The sequence below is a fragment of the Streptomyces sp. NPDC057854 genome (genome assembly GCF_042797055.1).
In the GTDB taxonomy this organism is placed as follows: Bacteria; Actinomycetota; Actinomycetes; order Streptomycetales; family Streptomycetaceae; genus Streptomyces.
This window is the reverse complement of sequence record NZ_JBHVMF010000007.1, coordinates 169,472-193,569: the sequence shown is the minus strand read 5'-3', so window position 1 is coordinate 193,569 and position 24,098 is coordinate 169,472. Positions and strand designations below refer to the sequence as shown.

Genomic DNA, 24,098 nt, shown 5'->3' with positions numbered 1-24,098 from the left:
GGCGCGCGCCCCCGTGTCCACCGGTGGTGGGCGCGGGGGCGCGGGCGCGGGTACGGGGCGGGGTCAGGCTCCGTCGAGCGCGGTGCGGAGCACGGCGAACGCGGCCTCGCGGGCCCGGGCGCCCTCGGGCAGGGCGCCGGCCATGGACAGGAAGCCGTGGAACATGCCCGGATGGTGGTCGTGCCGCACGGCGACGCCGGCGGCGGCGAGCGCTCCGGCGTAGGCGATGCCGTCGTCGCGCAGCGGGTCGAGTCCGGCGGTGACGACGTGCGCGGGCGGGAGGCCCGTGAGGTCGGCGTGGCCGAGCGGCGCCGCGTGGGGGTGGGTGCGGTCGGCCGGGTCGGGCAGGTAGGCGTCCCAGTACCAGCGCAGGTGGTCGGCGGTGAGGAAGCAGCCCTGGGCGTGCTCGCGGTGCGACGGGCGGGTGCGGGCGGGGTCGAGCATCGGGTAGTAGAGGGCCTGGAAGGCGAGCGGCGGGCCGCCGCGGTCGCGGGCCAGCAGGGCGAGGACGGTGGCGAGGTGGCCGCCGGCGCTGTCCCCGGCGACGGCGAGGCGGCGGCCCGGGTGCGTCCGCGCCGCCCACAGCAGGGCGGTGTAGGCGTCCTCGGGGGCGGCGGGGAAGGGCTGCTCGGGGGCGCGCCGGTAGTCGGCCGCGACGACGGTGGCGCCGGTGGCGGCGGCGATGCTCCGGCAGAACGGGTCGTGGCTGTCGAGGTCGCAGAGGACGAACCCGCCGCCGTGGCAGAAGACGATGACGGGGGCGTCGGGCCGGGCGTCCGGGGCGTAGACGCGGACGGGCACGCCGTCGGCGTCGTGGTCGGTGACGCGGGCGACGGGGAGCGCGGGGACGGCAGGCCGGGGGCGGGCGGCGAAGAAGGCGCGGATCTCGGCGATGTCGGTCATCGTCGTGCCGATCGGCGGGAACTGCGCGGCGGCCTGGTCGATGAGGGCGCGGACCTCGGGTGCGGGCGGCTTCACGCGTCGGTGTCCTTTCCGGGGAGCAACGGCATCCGGCCGGCGGACGCGCCGCCGTCGACGGCGAGTTCGGCGCCGGAGAGGTAGGAGGAGTCGTCGGAGGCGAGGAAGGCGACGAGCCGGGCGACCTCCTCGGGCCGTCCGACCCGTCCGAGCGGGGCCCCGGGGTGGCGGTCGGTGCCGAGGTGGGCGGTCATGGCGGTGGCGATGGCGCCGGGGTGGACGGAGTTGACGCGGATGCGGTCCGGCCCGAGTTCGAGGGCGGCGGTCTTCGTCAGTCCGCGCAGTCCCCATTTGGCGGCGCCGTAGGCGCCGTGGCCCCAGATGCCCTGGAGGCCGGCCTGGGAGGAGATGTTCACGATGGAGCCGCCGCCGCTGTCCCGGAGGGCGGGGGCGGCGGCGCGGATGCCGAGGAAGGGGCCCACGAGGTTGACCCGCAGGAGGGTGTCCAGGCGGGCGGGGTCCTCGTCCACGATGGGGGACGTGGAGTAGACGGCGGCGTTGTTGACGAGGACGTCGAGCCGGCCGTACGCGTCGAGGGCGGCGGCCACGGCGGCGGCCCAGGACGGTTCGTCGGTGACGTCGTGGCGGACGAAGCGGGCGGCCGGGCCGAGGGAGGCGGCGGTGGCCTCGCCCTCGGCCTCGCGGACGTCGGTGAGGACGACGCGGGCGCCGAGGGCGGTGAAGAGGCGGGCCTCGGCCTCGCCCATGCCGCGGGCCGCGCCGGTGATCAGGGCGACCTTTCCGGTCAGGTCGACGGGCATCGGCGGTCCTCCCGAGCGGGGGCGGCGGGGACGGGTCCTGCGGTCCAGCCACCGTCGACGGCGAGTTCGGCGCCGGTGACGTACGAGGCGGCGTCGGAGAGCAGGAACACGACCGCGCCGGCGATCTCGTCGGGCACCCCGACCCGGCCGGCGGGGACGGCGGGGTACCCGCCGTCCCCGCCGGGGATGCCGAGGTGGGCGGTCATCGGGGTGTGGATCATGCCGGGGTGCACGGAGTTGACCCGGATCCGGTCGGCGGCCAGTTCGACGGCGGCGATCTTGGTGAGGCCGCGGACGCCCCACTTCGCCGCGCCGTATCCGGCGGTGCGGGCCAGGCCGGTCAGGCCGGCGGCGGAGGAGACGTTGACGACGGAGCCCCCGCCGCCGGCCCGCATCGCGGGCACGACGGTCCGCAGGCCGAGGAAGACGCCGGTGAGGTCGATGTCGACGACCCGGCGGAACGCCTCCGCGGTCTGCTCCTCCAGGGCGTGCGAACCTCCGGAGATCCCGGCGTTGTTGACCAGGCCGTGCACCCCTCCGCAGGTGCGTTCCGCGAGGTCCACGACCGCGCGCCAGTCGTCCTCGGACGTGACGTCGTGGCGGACGAACCGGGCGTGGTCCCCGAGCTCCCCGGCGACCGCGCGGCCCTCGTCCTCCAGGACGTCCGTGACGAGCACCCGGGCCCCGGCCGCGGCGGCGGCGCGCGCCGTCGCCGCGCCGAGTCCCCGGGCGCCGCCGGTGACGACGACCGTCCTGCCGCGCAGGGCGTCCGTGCCGCCGCCGGTCACGTCCGGTCCCCCGCGATGTCGCCGACGGCGAGCCAGCTGAACGTCATGGCGGGGCCGATGGTCGCGCCGGGGCCCGGGTAGGTGGCGCCCATGACGGCGGCCGAGACGTTGCCGGAGGCGTACAGGCCGGGGATGGTGGTGCCGTCCTCGCGCAGCACGCGGGCGGTGGCGTCGGTGACGAGGCCGCCCTTGGTGCCGATGTCGCCGGGGTGGACGGGGACGGCGTGGAAGGGGCCCTTTTCCAGCGGCGCCAGGTTGGGGTTGGGCAGCGTCGGGTCGCCGTAGTAGCGGTCGTAGACGCTGTCGCCGCGGTGGAAGTCCTCGTCCCGGCCGGCCCGGGCGAAGCCGTTGAAGCGGTCCACGGTGGCGCGCAGCCGTTCCGGGGCGGCGCCGATGAGCGCGGCCAGCTCCTCCACGGTCGCGGCCCGCTTCACGAGGCCCTGCTCGACCCACGGGCGGGGGAACGGCTGCCCGGGGAGGAGGCCCAGGAAGACGTACCGGGACTTGGCGGCGGCGTCGAGGATCAGCCAGGACGGTACGGCGGTGGCGCCGCCGCGGGCCTGGTGGGCGTACATGGCGTCGACGAACTCGTGGTACGGCGCGGCCTCGTTGGCGTACCGCTCCCCCGCCGAGTCGACGATCACCATGCCGGGGACGCCGCGGTCGGCGACGAGGAAGAACGGGTGGCCGTCCGGGGTGACGACGGTCGGCGCGCCCCACACGCGGTCCATCAGGTCGAGGGCGGCGCCGAGGGCGAGGGCCGGTTCCAGCGCGTCGCCGGTCTGGCCGTCGGCGGCGGCGCTCCAGCCGGTGGAGGTGGGCGCGGGGAGGTACTTCTCGCGGAGGTCCTGGGCGTGGGAGAAGCCGCCGGAGGCGAGGACGACGCCGCCGGTGGCGCGGACGGCGAGGTCGCGGCCGTCGCGGCGGACCCGGATCCCCGTGACCCGGCCGCCCTCCTCGACGAGGCCGGTCATGGGGGCGGAGAGCCAGAGGTCGCCGCCGAGCCGGTCGAGGGAGTACCGCATGCGGGCGACCAGCGCCTCGCCGAGGGAGACCGGCCGGCGGCGGGCGAGCCGGTCCGCGACGGCCCGGGCGCCGACCTTCACGGCGGTGCGCCGGCCGGCCCAGGTGCGGCCGGCCATGTTGAGCTGCCGGAAGTCCTTGGAGGTGATGGTGAGTCCGTACGTGGGCAGGCCGGCGCGGCGCAGGGTGGCGCGGGCCTCGGGGGTGAGCCTGCGGAGGTCGAAGACCCGTGGCTCGACGGACCGGCCCTGCGGGTAGCCGCCGAGGCGCTCCGGGTAGTAGTCGGAGTAGCCGGGGGTGTACATGAAGCGGACGGCGGTCCGGTCGTGGAACTCGCGGACCATGCGCGGCCCGTGGGCGACGTAGGCGTCCTTGCGGGCCGCGGGGACGCGGTCGCCGACGGTGGCGTCGAGGTAGGCGCGGGCCTTCTCGGGGGTGTCGCCGAGTCCGGCCTCGTCGAGGTGGAAGTTGTTCGGCACCCAGATGGCGCCGCCGGACAGGGCGGTCGAGCCGCCGTAGACGCCGGTCTTCTCGACGACGAGGGCGGTCAGGCCGCGCAGCCGGGCGGTGAGGGCGGCGGCGAGGCCGGCGGAGCCGGAGCCGACCACCACCACGTCGTAGGTGTGGTCCCACGGGGTGTCCAACGCTTGCTCCTTAGGGGGTGGGCCGGCGTCCGGTGACGAGGGCGTCGGTGAGGACGGGCGCGTCGTCGCGGTCGGCGGAGGTGGCGGTCAGCAGGTGGCCGTCGGCCGTGTGCCAGACGCGCAGCCGCAGCGTCTCGCCGGGGAGGAAGACGCCGGCGAAGCGGGTGCGGCAGCCGGTGACGGCGGCGGCGTCGCCGTCGTACAGCCGGTCGGTGACGGCCTTGACGGCGATGCCGAAGGTGCACAGGCCGTGCAGGACGGGCCGGTCGTAGCCGGCCCGGCGGGCGGTCGCCGGGTCGGCGTGGAGCGGGTTCCAGTCGCCGGTGAGCCGGTAGAGGAGGGCCTGCTGGCGGAGGGTGGGGAGTTCCAGGACCAGGTCGGGTGCCCGGTCCGGGGCGGGCAGGCGGCGGGAGGGGCCGCGGTGGCCGCCGAAGCCGCCCTCGCCGCGGACGAAGATCTCGTTGCGCTGGGTGAGGAGGGGTGCGCCGTCCTCGCCGAGGAGGGTGGACTCCTGGACGAGGACGGCGGCGCGGCCCTTGTCGTACACGTCGGTGACGCGGGTGACGGCGGTGGCGCGGGCGGCGGGCGGCAGGGGCCGGTGGACGGTGATCTCCTGGCCGCCGTGGAGGACGGCGGCCAGGTCGACGGCGATGCCGGGGTGGTCGAAGACCTGGAAGCCGACGCCGCCGGTGCCGCCGGCGACGACGCCGAAGGTGGGCAGGGTCTGGAGGCCGTCCGGGTGGCCCTCGTACACGTACCGGAGTTCGCGCGGGTCGGTCTCGGGGACGCCCGCGCCGAGCGCCAGGTGGTACAGGCGCACGGCGTGGGCGTCCCAGCGGACCTCGGTCCGCACCGGGGGCGCGGCCGTGGCCTCGGCGGGGTCGATGGGCATCAGAAGGCCCCGACGGCGTAGCGGCTGCGGTAGTAGAGCAGCGGCCGGCGGTCCTCGCCGGTGTCGAGGGCGGTGACGTGGGCGGTGACGAGGTGGTGGTCGCCGGCCTCGTACACCTCGTGCAGCGCGCACTCGACGAAGGCGAGGGCCCCGTCGATCCGGACGGTGCCGTGCTCGCCGAGGCTCCAGGGGACGCCGGCGAACTTGTCGGGGCCGCTGCGGCCGAGGGCGGCGCAGGTGGTCCGCTGGTCCTCGGCGAGGATGTTGACGCAGAAGCGGCCGGCCCGTTCGATCCGCGGCCAGCTGGTGGAGGAGCGGCCGACGGCGAGCATGACGAGCGGGGGGTCGAGGGAGAGGGAGGCGAAGGACTGGCAGGCGAAGCCGGTGGGTTCGCCGCCGTCGAGCGCCGCCACGACGGTGATGCCGCTGGCGAAGCGGCCGAGGACGTCCCGGAAGACCGCCGGGTCGATCAGCCGTTCCACTGGTGGCCCCAGACGCTGTCGGCGGTGATCTCCTTGGCGACCCAGGTGGCGGGGTCGACGACCAGGCCGTCCCAGCCGTACTCGACCTGGAAGCCGCCGGGGGCCTGGGCGTAGAAGGAGACCATGCGGTCGTTGGTGTGGCGGCCGAGGCTGGAGGCGATGGGGATACCGGCGGCCTGCATGCGGTCGAGACCGAGGCCGACGTCGTCCAGGGTCTCCAGCTCCACCATGAAGTGGACGATGCCGGGGGGCAGGGCGCCGGGGTAGAGGCCGAGGCTGTGGTGGCGGCGGTTGGGGCTGAGGAAGTGCATCCAGTGGAAGTCGCGCTGCTCGGCGGCGGTGGGGACGGCCTGCGGGGGCAGCCTCATGGAGTCACGGAGCTGGAAGCCGAGGAGCTTCTCGTAGAAGTCGAGGGCGGCCTCGATGTCGGGAGCGGGCAGGACGACGTGGCCGAGGCCGAGGTCGCCGGTGACGAAGCGGTTGCCGTACGGGGTGGCGAGCGGGGTGTGGTCCTGTGCCTGGCCCCAGTACAGCTCCAGCGGGTTGCCGCACGGATCGGTGAGGTGGACGAGGCCCTGGACGCGGCGCTCGGCCAGTTCGGCGGCGTCGGCGGTCTTGACGGCGACGCCGGCCGCCTCCAGTTCGGCGACGGCCTCGGCGAGGGCGCGGGCGTTCGCGACCTCCCAGCCGGCGGCGAGCAGCCGGTCGCCGTCGCCGGCGTGGATCGCGATCCGGAGGGCGCGGTCGTCGAGGCGCAGCAGGAGGGTGGTGTCGGTGGAGCCGGGTGCCTCGGCCATGCCGAGGATGTCGAGGGTGTAGCGGCGCCACTCGTCGAGGCGGGTGGTCTCCAGGCGCAGGTAGCCGAGTGCGCGAATGTCCATGGCGGGCACCTCTTCGGTGAAGGGACTCGGGGGCTGAGGGGGCTCGGGGCTGGGGGCCCGGGGCTCAGCAGCTCGGGCTCGGTGGCTCGGGGCCCCGGAGGTCGGGGCTCAGTGGGTGAAGAAGTCGAGGGCGAGGCGGTTGAACTCGTCAGCCCGTTCGGTCTGGGCCCAGTGGCCGCAGTGCGGGAAGACGTGGAGCCGCGCGTCGGGGATCGTCCTCAGGGCGACGAGGGCGCCGTCGAGGGGGTTGACGCGGTCCTCGCGGCCCCACGTCAGGAGCACCGGCCGGGTGATCCGGTGGGCCTCGCGCCAGAGCTGGGCGGCCGCGGCCCATGCGGGGTTCGCGAAGGAGGCGGCCATGCGGGCGGTGCCGAGGCGGGTGGCGGGGTCGGTGGCGGAGGCCCACCGCTCCTCGACGAGGGCGTCGGTGACGACGGACTGGTCGTACGCCATGACGGAGAGGAAGGCGCGCAGCTGCTCCTTCGTCGGCTCGGGTGCGGCGTTGAACTCGAAGAGCCGCTTGATGCCTTCGGTGGGGTCCGGCGCGAAGAGGTTGACGGAGACGCCGCCGGGTCCCATGAGGAGGAGCTTGCCGGCCTTCTCCGGGTGGTCGAGCGCGATCCGGACGGCGGTGCCGCCGCCCAGCGAGTTGCCGACGAAGTGGGCCCGGGCGATGCCGAGTTCGTCCAGGAGGGCGGCGACGGCGCGCGCGCTGTAGCTGAAGTAGTCCCGGTCGAGTTCCGGCTTGTCGGAGCGGCCGTAGCACGGCTGGTCCACGAGGAGGGTGCGGAACTCCCGTGCGAACACGGGGAGGTTGCCGCCGAAGTTGCTCCAGCCGGAGGCACCGGGGCCGCCGCCGTGCAGCATGACGACGACGGGGGCGTCGGGCCGGTCGGCGGGCGCGGCCTCGTGGTAGTGCAGGGTGAGGCCGGCCGCCTTGGCGGTGCGGGAGGTCGACTCGAAGGTGAGCTCGGTCATCTGCGGCACCTCTCAGGCCATGGTGTCTTGGATGTCGATGCCGAGGGCGCACTGCCCGTACATGACGAGGGCGCGCTCGGGGTCGTTGGCGGCGTGGCCGCGGCCGGTGTGGGCGTCGCGCCAGGCGCGCTGGACGGCGCCGGGGCCGGTGCGCATGGCGTTGCCGCCGGCGTTCTCCACGAGGAGGTCGATGGCGCCGACCGCGCGCTCGGTGGCGAGGACCTGGTCGCGGCGGGTGCGGGTGCGCAGCTCCATGGGGATCGTCTCGCCGCGCTCGGCGAGGGCGTGCATGGCGCCGATGTTGCGGGTGAGCTGGAGCCAGGCGGCGTCGATGTCACTGGCGGCGCGGGCGATGCGGACCTGGGCGAAGGGGTCCTCGGCGACCTGCTGGCCGTAGGAGACGCGGAACCGCTTGCGGGTGGCCTCGGCGTAGGAGTCGTAGGCGCCCTCGGCGATGCCGACGATCGGGGTGGCGATGGTGGTGGTGAAGACGCCGGCGTACGGCAGCCGGTAGACGGGTTCGGGGTTGACCGCGTGGCCGGGGACGTCGAGGGCGGTGACGGGGCCGAAGCTGAGGGCGCGGTGCTCGGGGACGAACACGTCGTCCACGACGATGTCGTTGCTGCCGGTGCCGCGCAGGCCGACCGTGTCCCAGACGTCGTCGATCCGGTAGTCGGTGCGCGGGATCAGGAAGGTGCGCATGTCGACGGGGTTGCCCTCGGCGTCGGTGACGAGGCAGCCGAGGAGCACCCAGCGGGCGTGGTCGCAGCCGGAGGAGAAGTGCCAGCGGCCGGAGAGGCGGAAGCCGCCGTCGACCGCGGCGGCCTTGCCGGTGGGGGCGTACGAGGAGGCGATGCGGGTCTTGGGGTCGTCGCCCCACACCTCCTGCTGGGCGCGGGGGTCGAAGAGGGCGACGTGCCAGGGGTGGACGCCGACCACGGAGGCGACCCAGCCGGTCGAGCCGCACGCCTTGGCGATCTCCTTGACGGCCGTGTAGAAGGCGACCGGGTCGGCGGCGCGTCCGCCGAAGGTCTTCGGCTGGAGGAGCTGGAAGAACCCGGTGTCCTCCAGCTCCTTGACGGAGGCGTCGGGCACGCGGCGCAGCTCCTCGGCCTCGGCGGCGCGTTCGCGCAGCACGGGGGCGAGGTCGCGGACCGCTGCCAGGACGTCGTCGGCCATGGGCATCCCCTTTCGGGTCGTGGTGGGGGAATGCCAGGACCGTACGGGGAGCCGTCGCCGGGGTGAACGCGCTGCTCCCACTGAGCGGGAAGGCGGTGCGCGGGGTTCAGAGCATGGGGTCGTGGACGTCGAGGCCGACGGCGGCGCGGCCGAAGAGGGCAAGGGCGCGGTCGATGTCGTTGGCGGCCTGGCCGCGGCCGGTGTGCAGGTCGCGCCAGGCGCGGGCGAGGACGTCGCCGTCGCCGCGCAGGGGGCTGCCGGCGGTGTTCTCGCGGAGCAGGTCGACGGCGGTGAGGGCGCGTTCGGTGGCGAGGACCTGGTCGCGGCGGGCGCGGGCGCGCAGCGCGGTCGAGGGGTCGGTGCCGGCGCGGGCGGACTCGTACAGCTCGGCGGTGTTGCGGGCGAGCTGGAGCCGGGCGGCGTCGATCTCGCCGGCCGCGCGGGCGACGCGGACCTGGGCGAAGGGGTCCTCGGCGAGGCGCCGGCCGTGCGGGAGGGCGGGCCCGCCGCGGGCGGTGCCGACGTGGTGGTCGTAGGCGCCTTCGGCGATGCCGACCATGACGGTGGAGACGGTGGTGGTGAAGAGGGCGGCGTAGGGCATCCGGTAGACGGGTTCGGGGTTGGCGGCGTGGCCGGGGCAGCGGAGGGTGGTGACGGGGCCGTAGCCGAGGCTGCGGTGGGCGGGGACGAAGGCGTCGTCGACGACGATGTCGTTGCCGCCGCTGCCGCGCAGGCCGACGGTGTCCCAGACGTCGTCGACGCGGTAGTCGGTGCGGGGCAGCAGGAAGGTCCGCAGGTCGCGCGGGCGGCCGTCGGTGTCGCTGACGAGGCCGCCGAGGAGGGCCCAGCCGGCGTGGTCGGCGCCGGCGGCCAAGTGCCAGCGGCCGGTGAGCCGGTGGCCACCGGCGACGGGGGTGACGGTGCCGGTGGGGGCGTGCGAGGAGCAGATCAGGGCGGGGTCGCCGACGGCCCACAGGTCGTCCTGGGCGCGCGGGTCGAACTGGGCGGCGTACCAGGGGTGGACGCCGAGGAGGGCGGCGGTCCAGCCGGTGGAGCCGCAGGCCTTGGCGATCTCGTGGACGGCGGCGTGGAAGACGCCGGGGTCGGCGGCGAGTCCGCCGTGGGCGCGGGGGCGCAGCAGCCGGAAGAAGCCGGCGGCCTCCAGTTCCGCGATCGAGGCGTCGGGGACGCGGCGCAGTTCCTCGGCCTGGTCGGCGCGGGCGCGCAGGGCGGGGGCGAGGGCCCGGACGGCGTCGAGGACGTCGTGGTCGCGCATGGGGTCCCTCTCGGATCCGGGGTCCGGATCGTGGGCCGGTCCGGGTGACGAGAGGGAACCTACGCGTTACCGTTCCGAGACGGAACACCCTCTTCCCCGTACCGGCGCCGCTCTGGCACGCTCCACGCAATACCGGAGATTACGGACGCTGCCGGGCTGGTGCCCTGTCGCGCCGTCCGTGGGGGAGGTGTCGATGACGACGCATGCCGCCGAGCGGATCGAGCCCGAGGTCGCCGTGCCGCCGCTGTCGCTGCTGGAGAAGGCGGCGAAGGTGCTCGGCGCGTTCCAGAGCGGCGGGCCGCGCCTGACGCTGACCGAGGTCGTGCAGCGGTCCGGGATCCGGCGGTCGTCCGCGCACCGCATCCTGGACCAGCTGGTGCAGCTGCGCTGGCTGGAGCGGGAGGGCCGGGACTACCGGCTGGGCATGGGGATGCTGGAGCTCGGCGCGACGGCGTCGCACCACAACCGGCTGCGCCGCGCGGCCCTCCCCCATCTGCACGCCCTGCACGAGGCGACCGGGCACCTGGTGCACCTGACGGTGCTGGACGGGGCCGAGGTGGTCTATCTGGAGCGGATCGGCGGGTCGGACGACTCGGGCGTGCCGTCGCGGACGGGCGGCCGGCAGCCGGCGTACTGCACCGCGTCGGGGAAGGCGATCCTGGCGTTCAGCGACGCCGCCGTGGTGGAGCAGGTGATACGGAACGGGCTGCGGCCCCGCACGCCGCGGACGATCACCCGCCCCGAGCCGTTCCGGGCCGAGCTGGCGCTGGTCCGGGAGCGCGGGGTGGCGTTCGACCAGGAGGAGGGCTTCCGGGGGGTGTTCTGCGTGGCGGCGCCGCTGCGCGGGGCGGGCCGGGCGGTGGCGGCGATCTCGGTGTGCGGGCACGGCGTGCACCGGGAGCGGGAGCGGATCGCGCCGGCGGTGCGGACCTGCGCGCGCTCGGTGTGGCAGTCGATGTTCGGGCCGGGCCGCCGGGCGGAGCAGCGCGAGCGGCCGGACGCGGCGGCCGCGGCACCGGGCGTGCCGCAGCCGTCGATGGACAACATGATGGCGTGGCTGCGGTTCAGCGAGTGGATGTGAGGCGTTCCCTGAGGGCGTCGAGGCCGGTGGCGTAGACGCCGTCGCCGAAGACCGCCTCGACCTGCGGCACGAGGGCGTCCGGTGCGCGGTAGGCGGCGGTCCAGCGGACCTCGGCGCCGTCCGGGTGCGGATGGACGGCGAGGGTGGCCACGTACTCCTCCACGGGCAGCGCGAGCGGGTCGAGGAGGGCGTAGGAGTAGCGGTGGGCGGCGGGGTCGCGGCTGAGCAGCCGTTCGCGGGCGACGACCGCGCCGTCCACCGCGAACGCGCGGACGGCGCCGGGCGCGTCGGGGTCGGCGCCGGCCTCCAGGACGGCGGGCGGGACGTGCGGGTGCCAGTCGGCGAGGGTCGCGAAGCCGCCGGCGACGGCCCAGACGGCGTCGGGGTCGGCGGCGATCACCAGGGAGCGGGTCAGGGTGCGGGGGTGCATGGGGCCTCCGGGGCGCGGCGGGATCGGGTCACCAGACGCGGTCGCCGCGCAGGACGGCGTCGGCGCCGCCGTCCGCGAAGACGACCTGGCCGGTGACGAGGGTGTTCTCGGGCGAGACGAGCCAGGCGATCAGCGGGGCGAGCTGTTCGGGCCGGGCGTGGCCGTGCAGGGGCATGGGGACGGCCCGTTCGACGAGGGCGCGGGTATCGGGGTCGTCGAGGAGGGGCCGGGTCAGCGGGGTGACGACGACGCCGGGGGCGACCGCGTTGAGCGGGATGCCGGCGCCGGCCCAGGCGTCGCCGGGGGCAGTGCGGCGGACCCAGCGGGAGACGGCCGCCTTGGAGGAGGAGTAGACGAGGTGGCCCTCGCCGCGGTCGACGGCCGCGCGGGCGGCGGCCACCGCGGCGTCCTCGTCGTGCGCGTCCGCCGCGGCCATCAGGGCGGGGTCGGTGGGGTGGACGGAGTCGACGGAGCCGACGACGAGGGCCCGGGGGCGGGTGCCGGCGGCGAGGAGCGGGCGGAGTCCGTCGAGGGTGGCGACGGCGCCGAAGTGGTTGACCCGGATGGTGAGCGGGTCGAAGCGGGCGACGCCCGCGCAGGAGACGACGGCGTCGAGCCGGCCGCCGGTGAGCGCGGTGGCGCGGGCCACGAGCGCGGTCCGGCCGTCGGGGGTGGACAGGTCGGCGTGGATGTCGCCGTCCGCGAGGTCGGCGGCGAGGACCGTGTGACCCTGTTCCCGCAGCAGGGCGGCGGTGGCCGCGCCGATGCCGGAGGCGGCTCCGGTGACCAGACAGGTACGGGGCATGGGAAGGCTCCTCGGCGGGAGGGGGCGGGCGTCAGGAGTAGGTGATGTCGACCCGGTCGGTGAGCGAGCGGGCCTGGCAGGCGAGGACGTAGCCGTCGGCGAGGTCCCGCTCGTCCAGGACCTCGTTGCGGGCCATCGCGACCCGGCCGGCCGTGACCCGGCACGTGCAGGCGCTGCAGGCGCCCTCCCGGCAGGAGTACGGGGCGTCGACCCCGGCCGCGAGGAGCGCGTCCAGCAGCGGGGCGCCGGGCGGCCAGGCGACCGTGCGGGTCTCGCCGTCGAGTTCCACGGTCACGGAGCCGGCCCCGTCGTCGCCCGCCGCCTCGGGCGGGGCGGCGTCGAAGACGTCCCCGGAGAGCGAGAAGAACCGCTCGCGGTGGATCCGGTCGCCCGGCGCGCCGAGCGACCGCAGGGCCCGCTCGACGGCGTCCATGAGCGGGCCGGGGCCGCAGACGTACGCCTCGCGGCCGGCGTACGGGGCGAGCGCGGCGGCCAGCCGGTCGGGGGCCGGCAGCCCCTGGAGGGACTCCAGCCAGTGCACGACCAGGAACCGCGCGGGGTGCGCGGTGGCGAGGTCGCGCAGTTCGTCGCGGAAGATGACCGCGTCCTCGTCCCGGTTGGCGTACAGGAGGACGAGCCTGCCGGTGCCGGCGGCGAGCACGGACTTGGCGATGGAGAGGACCGGGGTGATGCCGCTGCCTCCGGCGACGAGCAGCAGGTCCTGGTCGAGCGAGCCGGGGGTGAAGGTGCCGGCCGGCGGCAGCGCCTCCACCTCGTCGCCGGCGGCCAGGTGGTCGCAGAGCCAGTTGGAGCCGTGGCCGCCGGCCACCCGCTTGACGGTGACCTTCAGCGGTTCGCCGGTGTGCGGCGAGCTGGCCAGCGAGTAGCAGCGGGCGACCGGCGCGCCGTCCGGACCGGGCAGCCTCAGGGTGAGGAACTGCCCGGGCCGGTGGGCGAAGCGGGCCGCGCTCTCCGGCGGCGGCTGGAGGACGAGGGAGCGGGCGTCGGGCGTCTCGACGACGACCTCGACGATCCGCAGCCGGTGGGTGCGGGCGCCGGTGCTTCCGGCGGCGGGTTCAGACGTCGACACGGACATCGCCGACCTCCAGGGTGCCGTCGTCGACCGCCCGTTCGATGCTCGACCGCAGGGCCCGGCAGGTCCGGATCCGGGCGCTGGTCGCGCCGCGGTCCACGCGGTCGCGGAACTCGGCGCAGGCGACGGCCGCGTCGGCGGTCCACTGGACGGAGGTGTGGGCGGGGCTGAACTTCTCGCACAGGACCTGGTTGCCGCAGGCCGCGCACTGGACGGGCCGCATCTCAGGGCGCTCCGGTCTCGCCGGCGTCCGCCGCGCGGCGGGCCAGGTTCGCGTCGACCTCCGCCCGCCAGGCCCGGTTGGCGCGCTGGGTGTCGACCTCGAACTCGAAGCGCCGGGTCATCTCGTCCTTGACGTCGGCGACGTCGACGTAGAACTGCTCGTACCAGCGGCGCAGCTGGTAGACGGGGCCGTCCTCCTCGGTGAGGAGCGGGTTGTCGATCCGGGTCTTGTTGCGCCAGATCTCGACGTCCTGCTCGAAGCCGACGGTGGCGCCCTCGGCGGTGGCGGCGGCGGCCTCGGCGGCCTGCGCGTCGGTCATGCCGGGGAGCCGCTTGACGATGGCGCCGTACTGGAGCATGAAGCTGTCGGCGTCGATCGGGTAGTGGCAGTTGATGAGGACGATCTCCATCTCCAGGCCGCCGCCGACGTCGCTGTAGAGGTGGTCGATCATGTAGGAGGGGCCGTAGTAGGAGGCGTCGGAGCGGAGCCGGCCGGAGCTCAGGGTGCCGAGCTCCATGTCGCCGCGGGGGCTGCTCTCCATGTACTGGGTGGCGACGTGGCCCTCGAAGACGTTCTTGAAGTATTCGGGGAAGGCGTAGTGCACGTAGTAGAAGTGCGCCATGTCCACGACGTTGTCGACGATCTCACGGCAGTTCGAGCCCTCGACGCGGAGCGTCTTCCAGTTCCAGTCGCTCCACAGACCGGCGTCGGGGCCGTGGACGCCGGCGATCTCGGGAACGGTGACCTCGGGGGGCGGCGGGTTGCCCTCGGGGTCGTGCCAGACGAAGAGCTGCCGGTTGCGCTCCAGGACGGTCCAGGCGCGGGTGCGGGCGCGCGGCGGGACCCGGCGGGCGTACGGGATGCCGGCGCAGCGGCCGTCGCCGGACCAGCGCCAGTCGTGGAAGGGGCAGGCGACGGCGTCGCCCTTGACGGTGCCGTGGGCGAGGTTGCCGCCCATGTGCGGGCAGTAGGCGTTGAGGACATGGAGCTTGCCGTCGTCCTCGCCCTGGAAGACCACGAGCCTGGTGCCGAAGGCCTCGATCTCGTGCGGCTTTCCGTCCCGGAAGGCCTCGGCGAGGCCGAGGCAGTGCCAGCCGCGGGCGAACCGGGCGGACGGGCGGCCGGCTTCGATGACCCGGGCCTCGTCGGCGGGAGCAGTCATCACGTTCTCCTCGGGTGGGGTGGGTTCAGTTCCGGGCGGCGGCGAGTTCGAGGGCGATGTCGATGAGCTGGTCCTCCTGGCCGCCGACCAGACGCCGTTCGCCGGCCCGGAGCAGGATCTCGGCGCCGGGGACGCCGTACCGCTCGGCCTGCCGGTAGGCGTGCCTGAGGAAGCTGGAGTAGACGCCGGCGTGGCCCATGAGCAGGGCGAGCCGGTCGAGCCGGCACTCCTCGTCCATGACGGGGCGGACGACGTCCTCGGCCGCGTCGATGATCTTCAGGACGTCGATGCCGGTGCGGATGCCCATCTTGGCGCAGACGGCGGTGAAGGCCTCGACGGCGGTGTTGCCGGCGCCCGCGCCGAGCCGGCGGGTGGAGCCGTCGATCTGGAGGGCGCCGGCCCGGACGGCGGCGACCGAGTTGCCGGTGCCGAGGGCGAGGTTCTCGTGGCCGTGGAAGCCGACCTGGGCGTCGTCGCCGAGTTCGGCGACGAGGGCCTGGACGCGGTCGGTGACGTCGTCCATGACCATGGCGCCGGCGGAGTCGACGACGTACACGCACTGGCAGCCGGCGTCGGCCATGATCCGGGCCTGCCGGGCGAGGTCGCCGGGGCCGGTGGGGTGGGCCATCATGAGGAACCCGACGGTCTCCAGGCCGAGTTCGCGGGCGAGCCCGAAGTGCTGGACGGCGATGTCGGCCTCGGTGCAGTGGGTGGCGATCCGGCAGACGGCGGCGCCGTTGTCCCGGGCGGCCCGGATGTCGTCCTTGACGCCGAGGCCGGGGAGCATGAGGAAGGCGATCCGGGCCCGCCGCGCGGTCTCCACGGCGACCTTGATCAGTTCCTGTTCGGGGGTCCTCGAGAAGCCGTAGGTGAAGGAGGAGCCGCCGAGGCCGTCGCCGTGGGCGACCTCGATGACGGGGACGCCGGCGTCGTCCAGGGCGGCGACGACGGACCGCACGTCCTCGGCGGTGAACCGGTGGCGCTTGGCGTGCGAGCCGTCGCGCAGCGAGGAGTCGGTGATCCGGATGTCGAGGGTGTCCGAGTAGGGCATGGCTGGGTTCTCCTCACTCGCCGGGCGCGAGGAGCGCACGGGCGAACTCCTCGCCGACCTCGGTGGCGGCGGCGGTCATGATGTCGAGGTTTCCGGCGTACGGCGGGAGGTAGTCGCCCGCGCCCTCGACCTCCAGGAAGATCGCGACGCGCGCCATGCCGCCGTTCTCGGGGCAGGCGGGATCGAACTGCGGCTCCCCGCGCAGCCGGTAGCCGGGGACGTACGCGGCGACCTGCCCGGCGACCTCCTTGACCGAGGCGGCGATCGCGGCCTGGTCGGCGTCGTCGGGGACGGCGCAGAAGACGGTGTCGCGCATGATGACGGGCGGGTCGGCCGGGTTGAGGATGATGATCGCCTTGCCGCGGGCGGCGCCGCCGATGGTCTCGATGCCGCGGGCTGTGGTGCGGGTGAACTCGTCGATGTTGGCGCGGGTTCCGGGGCCGGCGGAGACGGAGGCGACCGAGGCGACGATCTCGGCGTACGCCACCGGGACGACGCGGGAGACGGCGTACACCATGGGGATGGTGGCCTGGCCGCCGCAGGTGATCATGTTGACGTTGGGCCGGTCGAGGTGGGCGCGCAGGTTGGCGGGCGGGACGACGGCCGGGCCGACGGCGGCCGGGGTCAGGTCGACCGCCTTGATGCCGAGAGCGGCGTAGCGGGGGGCGTTGGCCCGGTGGACGGAGGCGCTGGTGGCCTCGAAGACGAGGTCGGGCAGCTCGTCCTGGGCGAGCAGCCGGCCGACGCCCTCGTGGGTGGTCTCCAGGCCGAGCCGGCGGGCGCGGGCGAGGCCGTCGCTGCCGGGGTCGACGCCGACCATCCAGCGGGGTTCGACGAGGTCGGAGCGGAGCAGCTTGTAGAGCAGGTCGGTGCCGATGTTGCCGGAGCCGACGATGGCGGCGGTCGCCTTGGTCTTGCGGGTCATCATCACCTCAGGTGAAGGAGAGGGAGACCGGGCCGAACCCGGTGAAGTCGGCGGTGCGGGTGGCGCCGGGCTCGACGTCGACGGCCCGGGTGCAGGAGCCGGGCAGCACCACGTGGCCCTTCTTCAGGGCGACGCCGAAGCGGGCGACGGTGCGGGCGAGCCAGGCGACGGAGGCGGCGGGGTCGCCGAGGACGGCGTCGCCGCGGCCGTCGGCGAGGAGCGTGCCGGCGCCGTCCGTCAGGCGCGCCTCGACCGTCCGGAGGTCGAGGCCGCGGGGGGCGCGGCCCTCGCCGATCACGAAACCGGCGGAGGAGGCGTTGTCGGCGATGGTGTCGGCGATCGTGATGCGCCAGTCGCGGATCCGGCTGTCGATCAGTTCCAGGGCGGGCACGACCCGTTCGGTCGCGGCGAGCACGTCCGCGGGGGTGCAGCCCTCCCCCGGCAGGTCGTCGCCGAGGACGAAGCCGATCTCGGCCTCGACGCGGGGCCGGCAGTACCGGGCGGTGGGGACGTGCGCGCCGGGCGCGAACTCCATGTCGTGGAGCAGGTGGCCGTAGTCGGGCTCGTCGACGCCCATCATCCGCTGCATGACGGGCGAGGACAGCCCGACCTTGTGGCCGCGCACCTCGGCGCCGGCCGCGAGGCGGTGCCGGATGTTGACGAGCTGGATCTCGTACGCGTCCTCGGTGTCGATCCCGGGGTACGCCTCGCTCAGCGGGGCGACGGGGGTGACGCCGAGTTCGGCGGAGCGCAGCAGCTCGGCCGCCTCGTGGCGCTGGCGGTCCGTGAGCATGGCGGGTCCCTCCTGGGGGGGGCGGTCGGGGCAGTCCGGCGAGGCTAGGCCGGGCGCTCGCCCCGGAGGGAGCCGCCGTTCCCGCTGACCGGGAAACCCGGGCGCGGAGGCTCAGACGGCTCCGTAGACCGGCTGCGGCGGCTCGGCGTCCGCGAGGAGTTTCCGGGCCGTTTCGCCGGCCTCGGCGGGCGTGAGGCGGGCGCCCCTGTCCGCCGTGGGGCCCGGCCGCCAGCCCTCCATCACGGTGATCCGGCCGCCCTCCGCCTCGAAGACGCGGCCCGTCACGCCTTCCGACGCGGCGGAGCCGAGCCAGACGACGAGCGGCGAGACGTTCTCGGGCGCCATCGCGTCGAAGGCGCCGTCGGCCGGCGCGGCCATGGCGTCGGCGAAGGCCGCTTCCGTCATTCGGGTCCGGGCCGCCGGCGCGATCGCGTTGACCTGCACGCCGTACCGTCCCGTCTCGGCCGCCGCGACGAGCGTGAGGCCGACGATGCCGGCCTTGGCGGCGGCGTAGTTGCCCTGGCCGACGCTGCCGAGCAGCCCCGCGCCGGAGCTGGTGTTGACGACCCGCGCCCGGGGCGTGCGGCCGGCCTTGGCCTCGGCGCGCCAGTACGCGGCGGCGTGCCGCAGCGGCAGGAAGTGGCCCTTGAGGTGGACGCGCATGACGGCGTCCCAGTCGTCCTCGCCGAGGTTGACGAGCATCCGGTCGCGGAGGAAGCCTGCGTTGTTGACGAGGGTGTCGAGGCGTCCGTACGTGTCGAGGGCGGCGGCGATCAGCGAGGCGGCCCCGTCGGCTGTGGCGATGTCGCCGCCGTGAGCGACCGCCTCGCCGCCCGCGGCCGTGATGGCGTCGACGACGTCCTGGGCGGGTCCGGCGCCGCCTCCGCTGCCGTCGAGGCCGACGCCGAGGTCGTTGACGACGACCTTGGCGCCTTCCGCGGCGAAGGCGAGCGCGTGGGCGCGGCCGAGGCCGCGGCCCGCTCCGGTGACGACGACGACGCGTTCCGCGCAGAGTCCGGTCATGGCGAAGTCCTGCCTTTCAGGTGGTGGTCAGGGGGTTGTCAGGGTTGTCTGTCGGGGCTGTCCGTCAGGGGTGGCGGGCGGTCGCGGCGTCGAGGAACGCGGGGCGTTCGCCGCCGCCGTGGACGTGCAGCGCGGCGCCGCTGATGTAGGCGGCGCGGTCGGAGGCGAGGAAGACGCAGGCGTCGCCGACGTCGGCGGGCGCGGCGAGCCGGCCGAGCGGCACCGTGCGGCCGACGGCGGCGATGCCGTCCTCGTCGCCGTAGTGCAGGTGCGACAGTTCGGTGCGGACCATGCCGAGGACCAGGGTGTTGACCCGGACGCGCGGCGCCCATTCCACGGCCATGGAGCGCGCGAGGTTCTCCAGTCCGGCCTTGGCGGCGCCGTACGCGGCGGAGCCCGGGGAGGGGCGGGTGCCGCTGACGCTGCCGACCATGACGATCGACCCGCCGCCGTCCTGGCCGCTCATCACCCGGTACGCGGCGAGGGAGGCGGTCAGCGGGGCGACGAGGTTCAGTTCGAGGACCCGGGCGTGCTGGGCGGGGGCGCCGTCGGCGAGGGTCCGGTACGGGGTGCCGCCGGCGTTGTTGACGAGGGTGTCGAGGCGCCCGTGGTCGTCGCGTACGCGCTGGAAGAAGGCGGTGACGGCGTCGGGGTCGCGCAGGTCGACGGGGAGGAAGCGGGCGGTGCGGCCGGCGGCGGTCAGGGGCGCGTCCGGCGCCCGCCGGGCGCAGGCGACGACCTCCGCCCCGGCGCCGAGCAGGGCGCGGGTGATGCCGGCTCCGACGCCCCGGGTGCCGCCGGTGACGACGGCGACGGAGCCGGACAGATCGATGGTCACGGGCAAGGGACACCTCCCGCAGCGGGCGTCCCGCTGCTATCTTCCACCTAACAAACGTTAGGTGGAAAGGTAGCTGATCTGCTCATGGGTGTCTCCACCTCCGCCCCGGACGACGGCGTCGCCGTCGTCACCGTCGACTTCCCCCCGGTCAACGCCCTCCCGGTCCAGGGCTGGTACGACCTCGCCGCCGCCGTCCGCGCCGCCGGCGCCGACCCGGAGGTGCGCTGCGTCGTCCTGACCGCCGAGGGCCGGGGCTTCAACGCCGGCGTCGACATCAAGGAGATCCAGCGCGCGACCGGCCCCGAGGCGATCCTCGGCGCCAACCACAGCTGCGCCGCCGCCTTCGCCGCCGTCTACGAGTGCGAGGTGCCGGTCGTCGCCGCCGTGCACGGCTTCTGCCTCGGCGGCGGCATCGGCCTCGTCGGCAACGCCGACGCGATCGTCGCCTCCGACGACGCCGCCTTCGGCCTCCCCGAACTGGACCGGGGCGCGCTCGGCGCCGCCACCCACCTGGCCCGGCTGGTCCCCCAGCACCTGATGCGGGCCCTGTACTACACCTCCCGCACGGTCACCGCGGAGGAACTGCACCGGCACGGCTCGGTCTGGCGGGTCGTCCCGCGCGCCGGGCTGCGCGAGGCGGCCCTCGGCCTGGCCCGGGAGATCGCCGCCAAGGACGGGCGGCTGATCCGGCTCGCCAAGGCCGCGATCAACGGCATCGACCCGGTGGACGTGCGGCGCAGCTACCGCTTCGAGCAGGGCTTCACCTTCGAGGCCAACCTCAGCGGCGTCGCCGACCGCGTCCGCGACACCTTCGGCACCGGGAAGCCGGCGGACGACAAGGAGGAGCAGCGGTGAGCAAGGACAAGACGATGACCGCCGAGGAGGTCGTCGGCCGGCTGCGCAGCGGCATGACGGTCGGCATCGGCGGCTGGGGCTCCCGGCGCAAGCCGATGGCACTGGTCCGGGCGCTGCTGCGCTCGGACGTCACCGATCTGACGGTGGTCTCGTACGGCGGTCCCGACGTCGGGCTGCTGGCCGCCGCCGGCAAGATCCGCAAGCTGGTCGCCGCGTTCGCCACGCTCGACTCCGTCCCGCTGGAGCCGCACTTCGTCGCGGCCCGGCAGCGCGGCGCGTTCGAACTGGTCGAGCTGGACGAGGCCATGATGATGTGGGGACTCACGGCCGCCGTGCACCGGCTGCCGTTCATGCCCATCCGGGCCGGACTCGCCTCGGACGTCATGACCGTCAACCCGTCGCTGCGGACGGTCACCTCGCCGTACGGCGACCGCGAGGAGCTGGTGGCCGTCCCGGCGCTGCGCCTGGACGCGGCGCTCGTCCACCTCAACCGCGCCGACGCGCACGGCAACGGCCAGTACCTGGGCCCCGACCCGTACTTCGACGACCTGTTCTGCGAGGCGGCGGACGCCGCGTACGTCTCCTGCGAGCGGATCGTGGAGACCTCCGAGCTGCTGAAGGACGCCGGGCCGCAGACGCTGCTGCTCAAGCGGGCGTTCGTCGACGGGGTCGTCGAGACCCCCAACGGCGCGCACTTCACCTCGTGCGCCCCCGACCACGACCGGGACGAGGCGTTCCAGCGCCACTACGTCGAGGCGGCCCGCGACCCGGAGGCGTGGCGGGCGTTCACCGCCCGGTTCCTGTCCGGCGACGAGGACGCGTACCAGGCCGCGGTGGCGGCCTTCCACGGGGAGGAAGCATGAGCGGCGGCACCGGCACGACCACCGCGGCGACCCGCGCCGAGTACTGCGTGGTGGCCTGCGCCGAGGCGTGGCGGGACGCGGGCGAGGTGCTGGCCAGCCCCATGGGCACGGTGCCGCTGATCGGCGCCCGGCTGGCCAAGCGCACCTTCTCCCCCGACCTGCTGCTCACCGACGGCGAGGCGCTGCTCATCGGCGACGTGCCGGCGGCCGGCGACCCGCCCGGCGTGGTGGAGGGGTGGCTGCCGTACCGGCAGCACCTGGCCCTGGTGGCCACGGGGCGGCGGCACGTGATGATGGGCGCCAGCCAGCTCGACCGGCACGGCAACCAGAACATCAGCTGTGTCGGCGACTGGGAGCGGCCCCGCCGCCAGCTCCTCGGCGTCCGCGGCGCGCCCGTCAACACGCTGAACAATCCGACGAGTTACTGGATCCCCCGGCACTCTCCGCGGGTCTTCGTCGAGCGGGTCGACATGGTCTGCGGCGTCGGGTACGACCGGGCCGCGGCGGCCGGCCCGTCCGCGACCCGCTACCACCGGATCGCGGACGTCGTCACGGACCTCGGCGTCTTCGACTTCGCGACCCCGGACCGGGTCATGCGGCTCCGCTCGCTCCACCCGGGCGTCACCGTCGAGGAGGTGCGGGCGGCGACCGGCTTCGCGCTGGAGGTGCCCGGGGAGGTGCCGTACACCCGCGACCCCACGGCGGAGGAACTGCGGCTGATCCGCGAGGAGATCGACCCCCGGGGGCTGCGCGACCGCGAGGTCCGGGCATGAGCGACGTCACCCTCGCCACCCCGTTCACCGCGCTCACCGGGGTGCGCCACCCGATCGTGCAGACGGGCATGGGGTGGGTCGCCGGGCCCCGGCTGGTCTCCGCCGCCGCGAACGCGGGCGCGCTCGGCGTCCTGGCGTCGGCGACCATGAGCACCGACCGGCTGCGGTCCGCCGTGCGCGAGGTGAAGGCGCGCACGGACGCCCCGTTCGGCGTCAACCTGCGGGCCGACGCCGGGGACGCCGCCGAGCGGGTCCGGATCATCATCGACGAGGGCGTGCGGGTCGCGTCCTTCGCGCTCGCGCCCTCGCGGGAGCTGATCGCCCGCCTGAAGGACGCCGGGGTCGTCGTCATCCCGTCGATCGGCGCCCGGCGGCACGCGGAGAAGGTCGCCGCGTGGGGCGCGGACGCGGTCGTGGTCCAGGGCGGGGAGGGCGGCGGGCACACCGGCGGCGTCGCCACCACGGTGCTCCTCCCCCAGGTGGTGGACGCCGTGGACATCCCGGTGGTCGCCGCCGGCGGCTTCCACGACGGACGCGGCCTGGTCGCCGCGCTCTCCTACGGGGCGGCCGGGGTCGCGATGGGCACCCGCTTCCTGCTGACCTCCGACTCGACCGTCCCCGACCCGGTCAAGGCCCGCTATCTGGCGGCGGGGGTCGGCGACGTCACGGTCACCACGAAGGTCGACGGGCTGCCGCACCGGATGCTCCGGACCGAGCTGGTCGACGCGCTGGAACGCTCCGGGCGGGCGGCGGCGCTGCTGCGGGCCGTCCGGCACGCGGCGGCCTTCCGCCGCGAGTCCGGCATGAGCTGGCCGCGGATGGTCCGCGACGGCCTCGCGATGCGGCACGGCAAGGAGCTGACCTGGAGCCAGGTCCTGCTCGCCGCCAACACCCCCATGATGCTCAAGGCGTCGATGGTGGACGGCCGCACCGACCTGGGGGTGATGGCCTCCGGGCAGGTCGCCGGCCTGATCGGCGACCTCCCGTCGTGCGCCGAACTCGTCGACCGGATCATGGCCGAGGCGACGGCGGCGCTCCGCGCGCTCCCCCGCCCGGACTGACCGTCCGCCGCACGCACGACGGCGTCCGCCGGGGTGGCCACCACCACCCCGGCGGACGTCGCCGCGCGCGCCCCGGACGGCGCTACAGCCGCTCGATGATCGTCACGTTCGCCTGGCCGCCGCCCTCGCACATCGTCTGGAGGCCGTAGCGGCCCCCGGTGCGCTCCAGTTCGTGCAGGAGGGTCACGGCGAGCTTGGTGCCGGTCGCGCCGAGGGGGTGGCCGAGGGCGATGGCGCCGCCGTTGACGTTGACCTTCTCCGGGTCGGCGCCGGTCTCCTTCAGCCAGGCGAGGACGACCGGCGCGAACGCCTCGTTGATCTCCACCAGATCGATGTCGTCGAGGGTCATGCCGGCCCTCTTCAGCGCGTACGCCGTCGCCGGGATCGGCGCGGACAGCATCCGGATGGGGTCCTCGCCGCGCACGGAGAGGTGGTGGATCCGGGCGCGCGGCGTGAGGCCGTGCTCGCGCACCGCCCGCTCGCTCGCGAGGAGCATCGCCGAGGCGCCGTCGGAGACCTGGGAGGAGACGGCGGCGGTGATGCGTCCGCCCTCCACCACCGGCTTCAGTCCGGCCATCTTCTCCAGGGAGGTGTCCCGGCGCGGGCCCTCGTCGGCGGTGACGTCGCCGTAGGGGACGAGCTCGCGGTCGAAGCGGCCCTCGTCGGCGGCGCGGACGGCCCGCTGGTGCGAGCGGAGGGCGAACTCCTCCATGTCCCGGCGGGAGATGCCCCACTTGTCGGCGATGAGCTCGGCGCCGTGGAACTGGTCGACCGGCTGGTCGCCGTAGCGCGCCCGCCAGCCCGCGGAGCCGGCGTAGGGGCCCTCGGTGAAGCCGAGCGGGACGGCGGCCCGGCGGCTGGCGAAGGCGATGGGGACCATCGACATGTTCTGCGTGCCGCCGGCCACGACCAGGTCCTGGGTGCCGGAGAGGACGCCCTGGGCGGCGAAGTGCAGGGCCTGCTGGGAGGAGCCGCACTGCCGGTCCACGGTGACGCCCGGCACCTCCTCGGGGAGCCCGGCCGCCAGCCAGCTGGTGCGGGCGATGTCGCCGGCCTGCGGGCCGACGGTGTCCAGGCAGCCGAGGACGACGTCCTCGACGGCCGCCGGGTCGACGCCCGAGCGGTCCATCAGGGCCTTCAGGACGTGGGCGCCGAGGTCGGCGGGGTGGACGGCGGCGAGTCCGCCGCCCCGTCGGCCGACCGGGGTGCGGACCGCTTCGACGATGTAGGCCTCGGGCAT

Annotated in this window: 26 protein-coding genes; 5 read left to right on the top strand and 21 right to left on the bottom strand. The window is 75.1% G+C overall.

Features of this window, described 5'->3' with window-relative positions:
* Positions 1-63: 63 nt before the first annotated feature.
* The 10 genes from ACFVQZ_RS13030 to hsaA (ACFVQZ_RS12985) all read right to left on the bottom strand — a co-directional run bounded on the left by ACFVQZ_RS13030 (position 64) and on the right by hsaA (ACFVQZ_RS12985) (position 9,882).
* Entirely contained in the window at positions 64-978 is a 915-nt protein-coding gene (locus tag ACFVQZ_RS13030; RefSeq protein WP_383621592.1) for an alpha/beta hydrolase, read from the bottom strand.
* A complete protein-coding gene (locus tag ACFVQZ_RS13025) occupies positions 975-1,739 on the bottom strand; it encodes a glucose 1-dehydrogenase (protein ID WP_383621590.1) in 765 nt (254 codons plus the stop codon). The genes ACFVQZ_RS13030 and ACFVQZ_RS13025 overlap by 4 nt, the downstream gene beginning before the upstream one ends.
* On the bottom strand, positions 1,724-2,527 hold the full coding sequence (locus ACFVQZ_RS13020; RefSeq protein ID WP_383621588.1) for a glucose 1-dehydrogenase: 804 nt from the start codon (positions 2,525-2,527) through the stop codon (positions 1,724-1,726). The genes ACFVQZ_RS13025 and ACFVQZ_RS13020 overlap by 16 nt, the downstream gene beginning before the upstream one ends.
* Positions 2,524-4,194: an FAD-dependent oxidoreductase gene (locus ACFVQZ_RS13015; RefSeq protein WP_383621586.1), complete on the bottom strand. Its 1,671-nt coding sequence runs from the start codon at positions 4,192-4,194 to the stop codon at positions 2,524-2,526. The genes ACFVQZ_RS13020 and ACFVQZ_RS13015 overlap by 4 nt, the downstream gene beginning before the upstream one ends.
* Positions 4,195-4,204: 10 nt before the next feature.
* Positions 4,205-5,086: a MaoC/PaaZ C-terminal domain-containing protein gene (locus tag ACFVQZ_RS13010; RefSeq protein ID WP_383621584.1), complete on the bottom strand. Its 882-nt coding sequence runs from the start codon at positions 5,084-5,086 to the stop codon at positions 4,205-4,207.
* Complete coding sequence (locus ACFVQZ_RS13005) at positions 5,086-5,568, bottom strand: flavin reductase family protein (RefSeq protein ID WP_030493389.1); 483 nt, start codon at positions 5,566-5,568, stop codon at positions 5,086-5,088. The genes ACFVQZ_RS13010 and ACFVQZ_RS13005 overlap by 1 nt, the downstream gene beginning before the upstream one ends.
* A complete protein-coding gene (locus tag ACFVQZ_RS13000) occupies positions 5,556-6,449 on the bottom strand; it encodes a VOC family protein (protein WP_383621582.1) in 894 nt (297 codons plus the stop codon). The genes ACFVQZ_RS13005 and ACFVQZ_RS13000 overlap by 13 nt, the downstream gene beginning before the upstream one ends.
* A 108-nt stretch (positions 6,450-6,557) precedes the next feature.
* Entirely contained in the window at positions 6,558-7,427 is an 870-nt protein-coding gene (gene hsaD / locus ACFVQZ_RS12995) for a 4,5:9,10-diseco-3-hydroxy-5,9,17-trioxoandrosta-1(10),2-diene-4-oate hydrolase (RefSeq protein WP_383621580.1), read from the bottom strand.
* A gap of 12 nt (positions 7,428-7,439) precedes the next feature.
* Complete coding sequence (gene hsaA / locus ACFVQZ_RS12990; protein WP_383621578.1) at positions 7,440-8,606, bottom strand: 3-hydroxy-9,10-secoandrosta-1,3,5(10)-triene-9,17-dione monooxygenase oxygenase subunit; 1,167 nt, start codon at positions 8,604-8,606, stop codon at positions 7,440-7,442.
* Between the two features lie 106 nt (positions 8,607-8,712).
* Positions 8,713-9,882 (bottom strand): 3-hydroxy-9,10-secoandrosta-1,3,5(10)-triene-9,17-dione monooxygenase oxygenase subunit, encoded by a 1,170-nt coding sequence (gene hsaA, locus ACFVQZ_RS12985; RefSeq protein ID WP_383621576.1) that lies wholly within the window; start codon positions 9,880-9,882, stop codon positions 8,713-8,715.
* A gap of 193 nt (positions 9,883-10,075) precedes the next feature.
* Between hsaA (ACFVQZ_RS12985) and ACFVQZ_RS12980 the strand changes: the two genes are divergently transcribed.
* Positions 10,076-10,963: an IclR family transcriptional regulator gene (locus tag ACFVQZ_RS12980; protein WP_030493384.1), complete on the top strand. Its 888-nt coding sequence runs from the start codon at positions 10,076-10,078 to the stop codon at positions 10,961-10,963.
* Here ACFVQZ_RS12980 and ACFVQZ_RS12975 read toward each other — a convergent pair.
* The 10 genes from ACFVQZ_RS12975 to ACFVQZ_RS12930 all read right to left on the bottom strand — a co-directional run bounded on the left by ACFVQZ_RS12975 (position 10,947) and on the right by ACFVQZ_RS12930 (position 19,312).
* A complete protein-coding gene (locus ACFVQZ_RS12975) occupies positions 10,947-11,393 on the bottom strand; it encodes an SRPBCC family protein (protein ID WP_030493383.1) in 447 nt (148 codons plus the stop codon). The genes ACFVQZ_RS12980 and ACFVQZ_RS12975 overlap by 17 nt on opposite strands.
* Before the next feature lie 28 nt (positions 11,394-11,421).
* Positions 11,422-12,198, bottom strand: coding sequence for an SDR family oxidoreductase (locus ACFVQZ_RS12970; protein ID WP_383621573.1), 777 nt, complete (start codon positions 12,196-12,198; stop codon positions 11,422-11,424).
* A 31-nt stretch (positions 12,199-12,229) separates the two neighbouring features.
* A complete protein-coding gene (locus tag ACFVQZ_RS12965) occupies positions 12,230-13,294 on the bottom strand; it encodes a 2Fe-2S iron-sulfur cluster-binding protein (RefSeq protein WP_383621571.1) in 1,065 nt (354 codons plus the stop codon).
* On the bottom strand, positions 13,275-13,514 hold the full coding sequence (locus tag ACFVQZ_RS12960) for a hypothetical protein (RefSeq protein ID WP_030493381.1): 240 nt from the start codon (positions 13,512-13,514) through the stop codon (positions 13,275-13,277). The genes ACFVQZ_RS12965 and ACFVQZ_RS12960 overlap by 20 nt, the downstream gene beginning before the upstream one ends.
* Position 13,515: 1 nt before the next feature.
* Positions 13,516-14,676 carry a Rieske 2Fe-2S domain-containing protein gene (locus ACFVQZ_RS12955; protein ID WP_383621569.1) on the bottom strand — a complete coding sequence of 387 codons (1,161 nt, stop codon included), beginning with the start codon at positions 14,674-14,676 and terminating at the stop codon, positions 13,516-13,518.
* A 25-nt stretch (positions 14,677-14,701) separates the two neighbouring features.
* Positions 14,702-15,727 (bottom strand): 4-hydroxy-2-oxovalerate aldolase, encoded by a 1,026-nt coding sequence (gene dmpG, locus ACFVQZ_RS12950; protein ID WP_383621567.1) that lies wholly within the window; start codon positions 15,725-15,727, stop codon positions 14,702-14,704.
* A 13-nt stretch (positions 15,728-15,740) separates the two neighbouring features.
* Positions 15,741-16,652: an acetaldehyde dehydrogenase (acetylating) gene (locus ACFVQZ_RS12945; protein ID WP_030493378.1), complete on the bottom strand. Its 912-nt coding sequence runs from the start codon at positions 16,650-16,652 to the stop codon at positions 15,741-15,743.
* Between the two features lie 7 nt (positions 16,653-16,659).
* Entirely contained in the window at positions 16,660-17,445 is a 786-nt protein-coding gene (locus ACFVQZ_RS12940; RefSeq protein WP_383621565.1) for a 2-keto-4-pentenoate hydratase, read from the bottom strand.
* Between the two features lie 111 nt (positions 17,446-17,556).
* Positions 17,557-18,468: an SDR family oxidoreductase gene (locus tag ACFVQZ_RS12935; RefSeq protein WP_383621563.1), complete on the bottom strand. Its 912-nt coding sequence runs from the start codon at positions 18,466-18,468 to the stop codon at positions 17,557-17,559.
* A 64-nt stretch (positions 18,469-18,532) separates the two neighbouring features.
* On the bottom strand, positions 18,533-19,312 hold the full coding sequence (locus ACFVQZ_RS12930) for an SDR family oxidoreductase (protein ID WP_383621561.1): 780 nt from the start codon (positions 19,310-19,312) through the stop codon (positions 18,533-18,535).
* Positions 19,313-19,390: 78 nt separating this feature from the next.
* On the opposite strand from ACFVQZ_RS12930, the gene ACFVQZ_RS12925 reads away from it, so the two are divergent.
* The 4 genes from ACFVQZ_RS12925 to ACFVQZ_RS12910 are packed head-to-tail and all read left to right on the top strand — an operon-like array spanning position 19,391 to position 22,858.
* Positions 19,391-20,161 (top strand): enoyl-CoA hydratase family protein, encoded by a 771-nt coding sequence (locus ACFVQZ_RS12925; protein ID WP_383621559.1) that lies wholly within the window; start codon positions 19,391-19,393, stop codon positions 20,159-20,161.
* Between the two features lie 14 nt (positions 20,162-20,175).
* Positions 20,176-21,024 (top strand): CoA transferase subunit A, encoded by an 849-nt coding sequence (locus tag ACFVQZ_RS12920; protein ID WP_030493373.1) that lies wholly within the window; start codon positions 20,176-20,178, stop codon positions 21,022-21,024.
* On the top strand, positions 21,021-21,797 hold the full coding sequence (locus ACFVQZ_RS12915) for a CoA-transferase (RefSeq protein WP_030493372.1): 777 nt from the start codon (positions 21,021-21,023) through the stop codon (positions 21,795-21,797). Before ACFVQZ_RS12920 ends, ACFVQZ_RS12915 begins: the two co-directional genes overlap by 4 nt.
* Entirely contained in the window at positions 21,794-22,858 is a 1,065-nt protein-coding gene (locus ACFVQZ_RS12910) for an NAD(P)H-dependent flavin oxidoreductase (RefSeq protein WP_383621556.1), read from the top strand. The genes ACFVQZ_RS12915 and ACFVQZ_RS12910 overlap by 4 nt, the downstream gene beginning before the upstream one ends.
* Positions 22,859-22,940: 82 nt before the next feature.
* Here ACFVQZ_RS12910 and ACFVQZ_RS12905 read toward each other — a convergent pair whose 3' ends face one another.
* Positions 22,941-24,098, bottom strand: coding sequence for an acetyl-CoA C-acetyltransferase (locus tag ACFVQZ_RS12905; RefSeq protein ID WP_383621554.1), 1,158 nt, complete (start codon positions 24,096-24,098; stop codon positions 22,941-22,943).

Excerpts from the sequence above, each read along its gene's own strand:
- hsaA (WP_383621578.1), bottom strand. The coding sequence starts at position 8,606 with ATGGCCGACGACGTCCTGGCAGCGGTCCGCGACCTCGCCCCCGTGCTG.
- ACFVQZ_RS12965 (WP_383621571.1), bottom strand. The coding sequence starts at position 13,294 with ATGTCCGTGTCGACGTCTGAACCCGCCGCCGGAAGCACCGGCGCCCGC.
- ACFVQZ_RS13010 (WP_383621584.1), bottom strand. The coding sequence starts at position 5,086 with ATGCCCATCGACCCCGCCGAGGCCACGGCCGCGCCCCCGGTGCGGACC.
- ACFVQZ_RS12945 (WP_030493378.1), bottom strand. The coding sequence starts at position 16,652 with ATGACCCGCAAGACCAAGGCGACCGCCGCCATCGTCGGCTCCGGCAAC.
- ACFVQZ_RS12905 (WP_383621554.1), bottom strand. The coding sequence starts at position 24,098 with ATGCCCGAGGCCTACATCGTCGAAGCGGTCCGCACCCCGGTCGGCCGA.
- ACFVQZ_RS12920 (WP_030493373.1), top strand. The coding sequence starts at position 20,176 with ATGACCGCCGAGGAGGTCGTCGGCCGGCTGCGCAGCGGCATGACGGTC.
- ACFVQZ_RS13025 (WP_383621590.1), bottom strand. The coding sequence starts at position 1,739 with ATGCCCGTCGACCTGACCGGAAAGGTCGCCCTGATCACCGGCGCGGCC.
- ACFVQZ_RS12910 (WP_383621556.1), top strand. The coding sequence starts at position 21,794 with ATGAGCGACGTCACCCTCGCCACCCCGTTCACCGCGCTCACCGGGGTG.
- hsaD (WP_383621580.1), bottom strand. The coding sequence starts at position 7,427 with ATGACCGAGCTCACCTTCGAGTCGACCTCCCGCACCGCCAAGGCGGCC.
- ACFVQZ_RS12935 (WP_383621563.1), bottom strand. The coding sequence starts at position 18,468 with ATGACCGGACTCTGCGCGGAACGCGTCGTCGTCGTCACCGGAGCGGGC.
- ACFVQZ_RS12975 (WP_030493383.1), bottom strand. The coding sequence starts at position 11,393 with ATGCACCCCCGCACCCTGACCCGCTCCCTGGTGATCGCCGCCGACCCC.
- ACFVQZ_RS12940 (WP_383621565.1), bottom strand. The coding sequence starts at position 17,445 with ATGCTCACGGACCGCCAGCGCCACGAGGCGGCCGAGCTGCTGCGCTCC.
- ACFVQZ_RS12960 (WP_030493381.1), bottom strand. The coding sequence starts at position 13,514 with ATGCGGCCCGTCCAGTGCGCGGCCTGCGGCAACCAGGTCCTGTGCGAG.
- dmpG (WP_383621567.1), bottom strand. The coding sequence starts at position 15,727 with ATGCCCTACTCGGACACCCTCGACATCCGGATCACCGACTCCTCGCTG.
- ACFVQZ_RS13000 (WP_383621582.1), bottom strand. The coding sequence starts at position 6,449 with ATGGACATTCGCGCACTCGGCTACCTGCGCCTGGAGACCACCCGCCTC.
- ACFVQZ_RS12970 (WP_383621573.1), bottom strand. The coding sequence starts at position 12,198 with ATGCCCCGTACCTGTCTGGTCACCGGAGCCGCCTCCGGCATCGGCGCG.
- ACFVQZ_RS12925 (WP_383621559.1), top strand. The coding sequence starts at position 19,391 with ATGGGTGTCTCCACCTCCGCCCCGGACGACGGCGTCGCCGTCGTCACC.
- ACFVQZ_RS12915 (WP_030493372.1), top strand. The coding sequence starts at position 21,021 with ATGAGCGGCGGCACCGGCACGACCACCGCGGCGACCCGCGCCGAGTAC.
- hsaA (WP_383621576.1), bottom strand. The coding sequence starts at position 9,882 with ATGCGCGACCACGACGTCCTCGACGCCGTCCGGGCCCTCGCCCCCGCC.
- ACFVQZ_RS12955 (WP_383621569.1), bottom strand. The coding sequence starts at position 14,676 with ATGACTGCTCCCGCCGACGAGGCCCGGGTCATCGAAGCCGGCCGCCCG.
- ACFVQZ_RS12980 (WP_030493384.1), top strand. The coding sequence starts at position 10,076 with ATGACGACGCATGCCGCCGAGCGGATCGAGCCCGAGGTCGCCGTGCCG.